This is a genomic window from Mangrovitalea sediminis, from assembly GCF_002514725.1.
Taxonomy (GTDB): Bacteria; Pseudomonadota; Gammaproteobacteria; order Pseudomonadales; family Oleiphilaceae; genus Mangrovitalea; species Mangrovitalea sediminis.
This window is the reverse complement of the sequence record NZ_NTLB01000007.1, coordinates 1-11,950: the sequence shown is the minus strand read 5'-3', so window position 1 is coordinate 11,950 and position 11,950 is coordinate 1. Positions and strand designations below refer to the sequence as shown.

Here is an 11,950-nt window from a genome sequence, read left to right as displayed (position 1 = left end):
GGTTGTTATTTTAGGCCAGAGAGCACCTGGCGGGCGGCATCCAGGGTATGAGCGATATCGTCGTCGGAGTGGACGATGGAGACGAAGCCGGCCTCATAGGCGGAGGGCGCCAGATAGATGCCCCGATCCAGCATACCGTGATAGAAGTGTCGGAAACGGTCGAGATCGCAGCGGGTTACCTCTTCGTACAGGGTGACGGGAGCTTGCTCGGTGAAGAAGAAACCGAACATGCCGCCCACGCCCTGTACCGTCAGGGGAATACCGCAATCGCGAGCGATGCCGTGCAGGCCTTGCTTGAGCTTGTCGGCAATGGCCGTCAGTCGGTCGAAGAAGCCGGGCTCGGAAATCGCTTCCAATGTCGTCAGACCGGCGCGCATGGCTAACGGATTACCGGAGAGTGTGCCTGCCTGATAGACCGGTCCCAGGGGGGCAATGTGCTGCATGATGTCGCGTTTGCCGCCAAAGGCACCGACGGGCAGACCGCCGCCGATAACCTTGCCCAGCGTGGTCAGGTCCGGCGTGATGCCGTAATGACTCTGCGCTCCGCCCAGGGCAACGCGGAAACCGGTCATTACTTCATCGAAGATCAGCACCGTTCCATAGCGGTCGCACACCGCACGCAGGCCCTCAAGAAAGCCGGGGACGGGAGGAATGCAGTTCATGTTGCCTGCAATGGGCTCGACAATGATCGCCGCGATTTGTTCGCCCATCTCCTCGAACAGCGTTTCAACGGCGTCCAGCCTGTTGAACGGTAGTGTCAGGGTATGTTCGGCGACGCTGGCCGGCACGCCCGGTGAATTGGGGACCCCCAGTGTCAGCGCACCGGATCCGGCCTTGACCAGCAATGAATCCGCATGACCGTGATAGCAGCCTTCGAACTTGACGATCTTGTCGCGGCCGGTATACCCACGCGCCAGGCGGATGGCGCTCATGGTGGCCTCCGTGCCCGAGTTCACCATCCGCACCATATCGATAGAGGGCACTAGCTCGCATACTTTGCGCGCCATTACCGTTTCGATGGCCGTCGGTGCACCGAAGCCGACGCCTTCCTGGATCTGTGCGGACAGCGCGTCCAGTACCCGGGGATCGGCATGTCCCAGGATCATGGGGCCCCAGGAGCCGACATAGTCGATGTAGCGGCGGTCGTCTTCGTCGAACAGGTAGGCTCCCTGGCCGCGCTTGAAAAAGACGGGGTTGCCGCCGACGCCGCGGAAGGCGCGCACGGGTGAATTCACGCCGCCGGGAATGAACTGCTGGGCCTGTTCGAACAGGGTGTCGGAATGGGTCATGGTGATGAGTTCCTGTCAGACGGTAAAAACAAGGACGAGAGCATCCGGGCGCGCGCCTCGATGTCATCGGCGGCAAAAAGCCCGTGGACAATGGCAAGCATATCGGCGCCTGCTTCAATAACCTGGGACGCATTGTCCGGCGTGATGCCGCCAATCGCAACTATGGGCATACCGAGTTGGCGGGCCGGTTCGAGCAAGGATAGTGGCGCCGGTGGTGCGCTGGATTTCGTCTGCGAGGGGAAAAATCGACCGAATGCAACATAGTCGACGGGAACCGCCCGTGCCTGCCGGGCCAGGTCCAGCGAGGCATGGCAGGTGGCGCCGATAATGGCGTTGGGGCCGAGTCGGCGGCGGGCATCCGCCAGGTCATGATCGGTCAGTCCGAGGTGGACACCGTCGGCACCGATGGCTTCGGCGAGCGCGAGATCGTCATTGATCAGTAGCGGCACCTGATAGTCCCGACAGCAGGCCAGTAGCTCGGAAGCCGAGCGATGTTTCTTCTCCGCGGAGGCGGCCTTGTCCCGGTACTGAACAACACGGGCTCCGCCACGGAGAGCGGCTTCGACGCCTTCTATCAGTTTGGTGCCGGGCAGCAGTTCCGGGTCGGTAATGGCGTAAAGGCCCTGGAGGGTGAAGTTCGTCATAAGGTGTCGTAGGCGATTCGGTGTGGAATGGGATGGCCTTTGCCGACGCTCAGGGCATAGGTCAGCGTCTCGCTGACATAGCGTTGGGCGCGACTGATAGCGGTTTCGAGATCGTCGCCACAGGCCCGTCGGGCTGCAATCGCAGACGCAAAGGTGCACCCCGTCCCATGGTATTCGCCAGGGAGTCGTCTCAGTTGCCATTCGCGGCTGCGCCCGTCCCGGTATTCGAGACGGTTTGTGAGGAGATCGCCACCGCCGTGACCACCGGTTGTCAGCAGCGCTGATACCTTATCCCGCCGCAACAGGCGATCGGCTGCCTCCCGGGGATCGTCCGCGTTGCCCAGACGGGCGAGCTCGGGGCCGTTGGGAGTCAACAGCTCGGCCAACGGGAAAAGCGTGGAGCGCAATGTCTCGATGAGCGCCTCATCGGCCAGTTGTCCGCCTCCTGTGGCGCGAATGACCGGATCAAGGATCAGGGGAAGCGGCGGGCGGCGCCTGAGAAAGTCGGCAAGCGCCGTGACGATTGCCGACTGGCCCAAGGCGCCGGTTTTGATGGCGGCAATTTCGATATCGTCGTTCAGGCAGTCTAGCTGGCGCTTTATCAGCTCAGGGTCAACGGCTTCACTGGCGTGTACATCCCGGGTGTCCTGAACGGTCAGGCAACTGATCACTGGCAGGGGGTGTGCGCCAAGTGCCGTAATGGCCTGTATATCGGCCTGGATGCCGGCACCGCCGGAAGGGTCCAGGCCAGCTACAACAAGGACAGCAGGCTTTTTCATCATGGGCATCAGAACGGTTTGACGACGACAAGGATGACGATGGAGATCAGGGCAAGGACGGGCATTTCGTTGAACCAGCGATAGAACACGTGGGAGCGCTGGTTCCCGTCATCACGAAAAACGCGCACGAGGTGGCCGCAATAGAAATGGTAGATCAGCAACAGCACCACCAGCACCAACTTGGCGTGGAACCAGCCTGCCTGCAGGTAGGCCTCTGGTGCATAGCTGAACAACCAAAGTCCGAGTGCCACGGTTGCGATCATCGAGGGCATCATAATGCCGCGGTACAGTTTTCGCTCCATGATCTTGAAGCGTTCGCGCGAGACCGCGTCCTCGCTCATCGCGTGATAGACGAATAGTCTGGGTAAGTAAAACAGGCCGGCGAACCAGCAAATAACGGCAATGATGTGAAAGGCCTTGACCCAGAGCATGTACCCTCCTGTTTGAGGCGACGGATTGTTTATTCCTTGTCCATTTTGTCGCTGGAGTGATTGGAGTTAATCCGCCAAGAATCGTATACTTTAACGCTCTCTTTCCTTGCCTGAACAGCAAGAGTATCTCTTAGGTGGCCGCGCCTGCGGTTGCAGTGGAACGCATGATACCCAAAAAACATTCGAATTTACGCACAGCTAAATTCCTTTATCTGCGCTATTGGCGTTTTTCCAGTCGGCGAATAGGTTCTCTACAGGACTGGAAGATCCAGTTGATCTTCTGGTGCGGCGCGCTGTTGGTTGGCGTCGTAGTGGAGCTTTTTGCAAGGGCTTCCAACTGGTTTACGGACCAGTTCGATACCCTGTATTGGAAATCCCATTACTGGCCTTTCCTGATTACCCCGATGGGCTTTGTGCTGATCGCGTGGTTAATGAACCGCTTCAGCCCGGCGGCTCAGGGTAGCGGTATCCCGCAAGTGTTGTTGGTGCTCAAACAGCGCTACAACTGGCTACGACCGAGTTTCCTCTCGTTGCAGGTGGCATTCTTCAAGATTCTGCTGACCTGTATCGGTCTGTTTTCCGGTGCCTCGATTGGTCGGGAGGGGCCGAGCGTCCATGTCGGTGCCGCGCTGATGCATCGCATTGGTCTCAAGGGCGGATTGCACAAGCGTTATGTGGACAATTCGCTGATTGTCGCGGGGGGTGCCGCGGGTGTGGCGGCAGCCTTCAATGCGCCTATGGCGGGCATCGTGTTTGCCATCGAAGAGTTGGCCCAGTCCTTTGAGCAGCGCACCAGCGGGACCCTGATCATGGCGATCATCCTCTCCGGTGTCGTCGTCTTAATGTTGTCGGGGCATTACAGTTATTTCGGTCATACCGAAGGCTCTCTGCCGATATCGAGCTCCTGGCCCGCGGTGTTGCTGATCGGCGCGGTTTGCGGCATCGGTGGCGGCCTGTTCGGGCGCCTGCTGATTCTCGGTACGCGTGGCATGGCACCTTACCTTCGCCGCCATCCGATCTGGATTGCAGCGGCTTGCGGGATTTCCATCGCAACTATCGGTTTCTTCACTCATGGGGAAACCTTTGGTAGCGGTTACGCTCAGGCCACGGCGCTGATGTCCGGCCAAACGGCTGCCGATTGGACCTTCCCGATTACCAAGCTGGTTGCGACGTTGGTTTCCTATTACAGCGGGATTCCCGGAGGTTTGTTCTCGCCGAGCCTGGCGACGGGGGCCGGACTCGGTGCCTTGATCGCGAAGGCGTTTCCTGCGATATCGTTGGGCGCACTTACCGTGGTGGGCATGGCGAGCTACCTGTCGGCGGTTATTCAGCGCCCTATCACGTCATTTGCCATCGTTATGGAGTTGACGGGAAACAATCACGAGCTTTTGCTGCCGCTGATGGTGGGGGCTTTCCTGGCGCACGGTATTTCCCGGCTGGTTCAGCCCGATCCGTTGTACGATGCGCTGGCTCATGGTCTGGCTGAGGGGCGCGTGCACCCCATGGAATCGGAAGCGGGCAAGGATTCCTCGTCGGGACAGCAGACGCGTTCGCCGATGCCCTAAGGGCCGGTACGGACGGGAAATCCGTTGGTGTTCGTGGCATTATAGCGGCCTCTACCTTCGGAACAGGGTTACAGTGCAATGAGTCACCGGGTTTCAGTGCCGCAGGACAAGATCAAGGTCGGTATCGTCGGCGGAACAGGATATACGGGTGTGGAGCTGCTTCGCATCCTTGCCAACCATCCTTACGCGGAAGTGGTGACGATTACCTCCCGTTCTGAAGCTGGGCAGCGTGTCGACGACTTCTTCCCGAACCTGCGTGGGTTCTGTGACCTGGAGTTCGTGACGCCGGACTCCGCCGACCTGGTGGCTTGCGAACTCGTGTTTTTCGCTACACCGCATGGCGTTGCCATGCGTCAGGCGCCGGAACTGCTGGAAAAAGGTGTCCGGGTCGTCGATCTGGGGGCCGACTTCCGTCTGAAAAACCTTCCTGTCTGGGAACACTGGTACGGCGAAACCCACGTTTCCCCCGAGTGGGCAGAGCGGGCGGCTTACGGTCTCCCGGAAGTCCATAGGGATGCGATCCGCAAGGCCCAGCTCGTGGCCAATCCGGGCTGTTATCCGACCGTTATCCAACTGGGTTTCCTGCCATTGCTGGAGCGGGGGCTGGTCGATGTTTCGCGGCTGATTGCGGATGCCAAATCCGGCGTCAGCGGTGCCGGGCGTCAGGCTAAGCTGGGCTCTCTGATGGGCGAGGTTGGGGAAAGCTTCAAGGCCTATGGTGCCTCCGGCCACCGTCACGGCCCCGAAATCCGCGAGTGGTTGCAGCATGTTGCGAAAGCGCCGATCGGTCTGACGTTCGTTCCCCATCTGGTGCCGATGATTCGCGGAATGGAAGCCACGCTCTACGCAGAGCTTAAATCCGACCATCTGGATCTCCAGTCGCTCTATGAGGAGCGGTACGCGAACGAGCCGTTTGTGGATGTGATGCCGTTTGGCAGCCACCCCGAGACGAGGAGCGTGCGTGGGGCCAATCACTGTCGTCTTGCCCTGCATCGGCAGGAGAATAGCCGCACGCTGATTGTCTCCGGCGTGATCGATAATCTGGTCAAGGGGGCTTCAGGTCAGGCTGTGCAGAACATGAATGTGATGTTCGGACTTCCGGAAACCGCTGGACTCGATCAACCGGCCCTCTTGCCCTGACGGGGGCGGATATGGTTAAGCGCTCGGAACACACGGAATACATCGTCGTTCGTTTCAAGCCGGGGTACCGCCTCCGCCGTTTTCTGATCCTCCTGTGCTGTTCCGTGCTGGCGGTTGCTGTCGGCTTTTGGATGGGGGCGTGGCAGAATCAGCACGGCTATCGCGATGCCGAGCAGGCATCTGTGGCACTCAAGGCGGAATTGGCCAGGCTGCAAGCCCGTGGCGATCAGATGGCGCAGCGCATCGTTGATCTGCAACGCGGGCACGGCATCGATCAGCAGTCGCTGGCGCAGGCTCGGCATATGATCGAGGGGCTGCAATCTCAGGTTAATAGCCTCAAGTCCGACGTGACCTTTTACCGGAATATCATGGCACCGGCTTCAGGAAAAACCGGCTTCCAGGTTCAGCGTCTGGATCTTCATGCCGGGTCGGGGGATTCGCAGTTTGCCTACCGGCTGGTGCTGGCCCAGGTGGGGGACAATCGGCAGAACGTCCGCGGTGTGGTAGCCGTTAACCTGATCGGTACCCGCGACGATAAAAAGGATGTTTTGCCCCTTAGGGACGTCTCGACTTCTGTTCAGCAATTAGGCATCCCGTTCAATTTCCGCTATTTTCAGGATATCGATGGTGAGCTGGTGTTGCCTCCAGGGTTCTCTCCCGATGAGATCCAGGTGGTCGCGCAGGCGCAGGGGCGTGATGCTGCTCGCATCGAGCGTACCTTCCCATGGCGGAAACTGATGGAGACGCAAGCCAATGTTGGGCAAAAGTAAGAAGAAGCAATCCAGACCGGTTCGACACTTCGACACCCTGATTTCAAGCAAGACCTCCCTGACGGGGGATATCGCGTTCGCCGGTGGGCTGCATTTGGATGGTCGCATCAAGGGTAATGTCCGTGCGGAGGAAAACAGTGACGCCGTCATTCGCATCAGCGAAGTCGGTGAGGTCGAAGGCGACGTGTTTTCACCCCATGTCATCATAAATGGCACGGTTCATGGCGATGTCTATGCGTCCAAGCATCTTGAGTTGGCGTCGAAAGCCTCCATTAAGGGGAATGTGTATTACAACCTGATCGAGATGGCTATGGGAGCAGAGGTTAACGGGAACCTTGTGCATCAGAAGGAGCCGGTAGGCCTTCTGCGCCATGGGCAGGAGGCCGATGCCCCGGACGCGGAGGTATCGGAGCAGGGTGATTCTACCGAGCAGCGCTTGCTGGGGGATCAGGTCTAGTAGTTGACTGTTTTAGTCAGGAAAACGATAATCTGGGTCCAATAGAAATCTGTTGCTAGAGGTCGAGCATGAGCGCAGTCCAGGAACATGTACCGACCCCGCTGTTTCTCACGGATTCTGCGACCGCCAAGGTCCGCGAGCTGGTCGAAGATGAAGGCAATCTGGAGTTGAAACTGCGGGTTTTTGTGACCGGCGGTGGCTGTTCCGGTTTCCAGTACGGCTTCACCTTCGACGAAGAGCAGGCGGAGGATGATACGGTGGTCGAGCGGGAGGGTGTAAAACTGCTCGTGGATCCTATGAGTTTCCAGTACCTGGTGGGTTCTACGGTGGATTATCAGGAAGGGCTTCAGGGATCTCAGTTTGTGATCAGGAATCCCAATGCCACGACTACCTGTGGCTGTGGGTCGTCCTTCTCCATTTAATAATGAATTGCAGTGATTGGGCCTCGGATGATTGGGGGCCGCGCAAAATGCCCGCCTTGTTTTGGCGGGCATTTTTGTTTCGGCGGCGCTTTTTAGCGGATGCTGAGCGTGCTGGCGCCCGCGTAAATGGCGCCGAGAATCCTGGGGCCGCGTGCACCGGTAACCGTCGGCAGGTTTCCTGCGGCTTGCTGTAGCGAGCGCATGGCTAGCCAGGCGAAGGCGGCCGCTTCCACCCACTCCGGTGCCAGACCGATGTCCTGTGTCGAGCAGAGCCTGTAGTTGGCAAGTTGATGCGTCAATTGTTTCATTAGCATGGTGTTCCGAGCACCCCCGCCGCAGATATAAACACCTCCGATACTTTCATCGTCCGTGATCGCCTTTGCGATGCTGGCTACCGTCAGTTCAAGCAATGTGCGCTGGATGTCTTCGGGGTTTGCCTGATGCAGTCCAGGTGCCCGCTGATTCAGCCATTGCAGGTTGAAGTACTCTTTCCCCGTGCTTTTGGGCGGTGGTGCATTGAAGTATGGGTCGGATAGTAGCGCATGCAGAAGTTGCGGTAGCAGTGTGCCGGCGCGGGCATGACGGCCGTCTTCATCGAAGGGCTGTTGCCAGTGTTGCTGGCACCAGGCATCCATCAGGCCGTTGCCGGGGCCTGTGTCAAAGCCAAGGACGGTGTCCTGGGGGGCTTGTGGTAGCACCGTGATATTGGCAATTCCGCCAATGTTGACGATAGCCCGGGTTTCGGCGGTTGTTTGAAACAACCATTGATGAAATGCCGGAACCAGGGGTGCGCCTTGCCCCCCGGCGGCCATGTCCCGGCGGCGGAAGTCGGCAACCGTGGTCAAGCCGGTACGCTCCGCGATCACATTGGGGTCGCCAATCTGCAGGGAGAAGGGGTGGGGGCCGCCAGGATGGTGTCGTAGTGTCTGACCGTGGCTGCCAATCGCGGCAATGTGTTTACGGTCGATCCCGCTCGCGGCGATCAGTTCGTTGGTGCATTGCGCGAATACTTCTCCGACCCACTGATCGGCTGTGCCGAGGTCTTCCGGTGTTCCCTGATTGTTCACCAGTCTGAGGAGACCTTCCCGTAATTCTGCGGGATAGGGCATCGAGTGTGTACAGGTAAGGTGAACTCTGTCCGGGAAAAAGGACACCAGCACCCCATCGACGGCGTCCATGCTGGTGCCCGACATCAGCCCCACATAATGGGCGTGGGGTTCTGTCATCAAAGAGCCTCTTTATCGGGCTGGGTCAGGGCGATCCGTGTGGTCGCCTCAAACGTGTTGAGTTGCGATAGCAACTTGGTCGTCTGGGCGTCGAATGACGCTCTCTCTTGGCGCGAGATCGGATTGGCATCCGGCAAATGAACGGTGACTGGATTGCGTGGTACGCCATGAACGCGGAATTCGTAGTGCAGGTGTGGTCCGGTAGCAAGGCCGGTTTGGCCAACATACCCGATAACCTGACCTTGAGTGACGTGACTGCCGACCTGTGTCCTGCGGGCAAAGCTACGCATATGGCCATACCTTGTGGTGATCCCTTGCCCGTGCGCGATAATGACCATGTTGCCATAGCCGCCCTTGCGTCCGACGTAAATGATCTTCCCGTCCCCGGCGGCTTTTATCGGTGTGCCGGATGGTGCGGCGAAATCAGTTCCCTCATGCTTGCGCAAGTGGTGCAGGATGGGATGGAGGCGATGCATGTTGAACGGTGAGGAAATGCGGGTAAAGGCGACGGGGGTTCGCAGGAAGGCCTTGCGCATGCTCTTGCCGTCGGGTGTGTAGTATTCGCTTTCACCACTGGCATCGGTATAGAGAACGGCTTGATATTCGTCGCCCTGGTTGGTAAATGAGGCGGCCAGGATGCGGCCATTCCCGATTTTTTCGCCGTCGAGATAGAGCTGCTCGTAAACGACGTCGAAACGGTCGCCCTGGCGGATGTCGTTAACGAAATCGATGTCCCAGCCGAAGATGCCCGCCAGTTCCATGGTTAACCGGTCGGACAGCCCTGCCTTCTGGCCGGCGACGAACAGAGAGTCCTGAATGACGCCGTCTGCAAAGGCGACGTGCACCTCCGGTTGGCGTACGATTTTTCGGGTTTCATAATGGTCGCCTTCCCGGGTGACTTCGATGCGCGAAAGGCGACTCTTGGTAAGCCTGATGCCTGCCAAGTGCTGCTGGTCGTCAATCCCAAAGGCAATCTTTTCGCCAACGTATAGGTCGGCCAGCGCCTTGCCGTCCCCTTTGCCGTTGAGGACTGTGAACATCAGGCTGTCGTCGAATCCTGCCCGGTGGAAGAGGGTGGAGAGGGAGTCGCCGCTGCGGACCTGGTATTCGTGCCATTGCAGCGTGGCTGTCTCCGCGGGCTGCTGGCTTGGCGGGATGTTCGCTGCGGCAGTGGGGCCGGCGAGGGATTGTGTGGCAACCCGGATGGCTTCTTCCGCTGGTGAGTTTGACGTCTGTGGGGTCTTGAGCGACAACGGTATAGATATCCGCTGTGCTTCGACGTTCTCGCTGGAACTCAAAAAGAGGCCGACTCCGACAAGGGCGCTAAGCAAGGCCGCTGCAACCAAGTGCTTTTTCGGGAGAGTGTGGAACACGTCTTTTTACCTGATTTTCTCGCAAAACCCAGTGGTTGGGCGCGCACCGTAAACTTGATCGCAGTATAGGCCACAAGCATGGGCTCGCCAAAATTGTCTCTGTGCCTGAGTGTATACAGGCTTCCTGCTATAATGCCGCCCACAAAAGAGTAGCCATGCAGGACGATTGGAACTGAGATATGGGTCCGGATCCTGCGTAATGTAATGAATCTTCGAGTAAATATTTGTTGCGATGGAGCGGGAATGAGCGCGATCGACGAAGCTTTGGCATTGATCAAGCGTGGGGTGGATGAGTTACTGCCCGAAGAGGAAATGATTGAGAAGCTGCGTTCGGGTCGCAAGCTCAAGATAAAGGCGGGCTTCGACCCGACCGCGCCGGATCTGCATCTTGGGCATACGGTCCTGATCAATAAGCTGCGTCAGTTTCAGGATCTGGGGCACGAGGTCATCTTTCTGATCGGCGACTTTACCGGAATGATCGGCGACCCGACGGGGAAAAGTGTGACTCGCCCGCCGCTGACCCGTGAGCAGGTTGCCGAAAACGCAAAGTCGTACAAAGAACAGGTGTTCAAGATCCTGGATCCGGAAAAAACGACGGTTGCCTTTAATTCATCCTGGATGGATAAGCTGAACGCCTCGGACGTGATACGGTTGGCTGGTCAATATACGGTTGCCCGTATGCTGGAGCGTGATGACTTCAGTAAGCGTTTCCACTCCGAACAGCCGATTGCCATCCATGAGTTCCTGTACCCGCTCGTTCAGGGCTACGACTCTGTTGCGTTGGAGGCGGATGTCGAGCTGGGTGGTACGGATCAGAAGTTCAATCTGCTGATGGGGCGGATTCTGCAGCGCCATTATGGTCAGGAACCGCAGGTCATACTGACCATGCCGATTCTTGAGGGTTTGGACGGTGTTCAGAAGATGTCCAAGTCTTTGGGGAACTACATCGGCGTGAACGATGCGCCGGGCGAGATGTACGGAAAAATTCTTTCGATGCCGGATCAACTGCTCTGGCGGTACTTTGAGCTTCTGAGCTTCCGACCCATGGAAGAGGTGGATGGTTTTCGTCGGGATATGGAGGCGGGCGCTAACCCCCAGGATATCAAGCGGATTCTGGCCGAGGAGATTATTGAGCGTTTTCATGGGGCGGAAGCGGCAGCGTCGGCCCATCGCTCTGCTGGTAACCGGATTGGCCTGGGGGATATTCCTGAGGATGTGCCGGAAGTCGATGTCGATACAGAAGGGCAGGCAGCGTTGCCGCTGGTCGCTGTGTTGCGGTTGGCTGGTCTCGTGAAAAACAGTGCAGCCGCCAAGGATGTCCTGGGGCGAGGAGCCGTGTATATCGATGGCGCCGTTGCAGAGGCCTCTTTGATGTTGAAGCCGGGGGATGCCCACGTTATTCAGGCTGGGAAAAAGAAAATTGCCCGTGTCAGGGTTGTCTGAATGGATGGCGTACGCGGGCTCCTTCTCGGCGGCTTGGGTGATTCAAAAAAACCTTTCGGAAAGTTGTTGACAGTTTTCTGTGAGGCTGTAGAATGCGCCCCACTCTCGAGGTGAGCACAGCAGTACGGAACGCCAGAGAGGGCTGCAACTAATTGAGTTTTCAAGATAAACCGAAAACTTTCTGAAAAAATAAGTTGACAGTCAGCAAGGTTACGGTAGAATACGCGGCCTTGATTGAGCGAAAGCTCGCAGCTCTTTAACAAGTTGACCAAGTAATTCGTGTGGGCGCTGGCTGGGATGTTTCGGTAAGAAACATTAAGGTCAGAGCTCGTCAACGATGAGTGATTTGACCTTGAGCAAGAATAGGTCTTCGGACCGAATGATTTAAACTGAAGAGTTTGATCATGGCTC

At 58.0% G+C, this 11,950-nt stretch carries 12 protein-coding genes; 6 read left to right on the top strand and 6 right to left on the bottom strand.

What is annotated here, in order from left to right:
• Nucleotides 1-5: 5 nt before the first annotated feature.
• Genes hemL through hemJ form a run of 4 tightly spaced genes read right to left on the bottom strand, consistent with a single transcriptional unit; the run spans nt 6 to nt 3,143 of the window.
• Entirely contained in the window at nt 6-1,289 is a 1,284-nt protein-coding gene (gene hemL, locus CLR77_RS17190; RefSeq protein WP_097461947.1) for a glutamate-1-semialdehyde 2,1-aminomutase, read from the bottom strand.
• Nucleotides 1,286-1,933, bottom strand: coding sequence for a thiamine phosphate synthase (thiE, locus tag CLR77_RS17185; protein ID WP_097461946.1), 648 nt, complete (start codon nt 1,931-1,933; stop codon nt 1,286-1,288). Before thiE ends, hemL begins: the two co-directional genes overlap by 4 nt.
• Nucleotides 1,930-2,715, bottom strand: coding sequence for a bifunctional hydroxymethylpyrimidine kinase/phosphomethylpyrimidine kinase (gene thiD / locus CLR77_RS17180; RefSeq protein WP_097461945.1), 786 nt, complete (start codon nt 2,713-2,715; stop codon nt 1,930-1,932). Before thiD ends, thiE begins: the two co-directional genes overlap by 4 nt.
• Nucleotides 2,716-2,720: 5 nt before the next feature.
• The gene (hemJ, locus tag CLR77_RS17175; RefSeq protein WP_097461944.1) at nt 2,721-3,143 is read right to left on the bottom strand and encodes a protoporphyrinogen oxidase HemJ; all 423 of its coding nucleotides are present in this window, start codon (nt 3,141-3,143) and stop codon (nt 2,721-2,723) included.
• Nucleotides 3,144-3,307: 164 nt separating this feature from the next.
• Here hemJ and CLR77_RS17170 point away from each other — a divergent pair, with 164 nt between their 5' ends.
• The 5 genes from CLR77_RS17170 (at nt 3,308) to erpA (ending at nt 7,497) form a co-directional block, all read left to right on the top strand.
• Nucleotides 3,308-4,708 carry a chloride channel protein gene (locus CLR77_RS17170; protein ID WP_143269437.1) on the top strand — a complete coding sequence of 467 codons (1,401 nt, stop codon included), beginning with the start codon at nt 3,308-3,310 and terminating at the stop codon, nt 4,706-4,708.
• A 78-nt stretch (nt 4,709-4,786) separates the two neighbouring features.
• Nucleotides 4,787-5,848 (top strand): N-acetyl-gamma-glutamyl-phosphate reductase, encoded by a 1,062-nt coding sequence (argC, locus tag CLR77_RS17165; protein ID WP_097461942.1) that lies wholly within the window; start codon nt 4,787-4,789, stop codon nt 5,846-5,848.
• 11 nt (nt 5,849-5,859) lie between these two features.
• Nucleotides 5,860-6,618: a DUF6776 family protein gene (locus CLR77_RS17160; RefSeq protein ID WP_097461941.1), complete on the top strand. Its 759-nt coding sequence runs from the start codon at nt 5,860-5,862 to the stop codon at nt 6,616-6,618.
• Nucleotides 6,602-7,075, top strand: coding sequence for a bactofilin family protein (locus CLR77_RS17155; RefSeq protein ID WP_097461940.1), 474 nt, complete (start codon nt 6,602-6,604; stop codon nt 7,073-7,075). Before CLR77_RS17160 ends, CLR77_RS17155 begins: the two co-directional genes overlap by 17 nt.
• Before the next feature lie 68 nt (nt 7,076-7,143).
• Nucleotides 7,144-7,497: an iron-sulfur cluster insertion protein ErpA gene (gene erpA, locus CLR77_RS17150; protein ID WP_097461939.1), complete on the top strand. Its 354-nt coding sequence runs from the start codon at nt 7,144-7,146 to the stop codon at nt 7,495-7,497.
• Between the two features lie 92 nt (nt 7,498-7,589).
• Here the strand turns inward: erpA and CLR77_RS17145 are convergent, their stop codons facing one another.
• The gene (locus tag CLR77_RS17145; RefSeq protein WP_097461938.1) at nt 7,590-8,723 is read right to left on the bottom strand and encodes an anhydro-N-acetylmuramic acid kinase; all 1,134 of its coding nucleotides are present in this window, start codon (nt 8,721-8,723) and stop codon (nt 7,590-7,592) included.
• Nucleotides 8,723-10,096 (bottom strand): OapA family protein, encoded by a 1,374-nt coding sequence (locus CLR77_RS17140; protein ID WP_097461937.1) that lies wholly within the window; start codon nt 10,094-10,096, stop codon nt 8,723-8,725. The genes CLR77_RS17145 and CLR77_RS17140 overlap by 1 nt, the downstream gene beginning before the upstream one ends.
• 243 nt (nt 10,097-10,339) lie before the next feature.
• Here CLR77_RS17140 and tyrS point away from each other — a divergent pair, with 243 nt between their 5' ends.
• Nucleotides 10,340-11,539 (top strand): tyrosine--tRNA ligase, encoded by a 1,200-nt coding sequence (tyrS, locus tag CLR77_RS17135; protein ID WP_097461936.1) that lies wholly within the window; start codon nt 10,340-10,342, stop codon nt 11,537-11,539.
• Nucleotides 11,540-11,950: the final 411 nt, after the last annotated feature.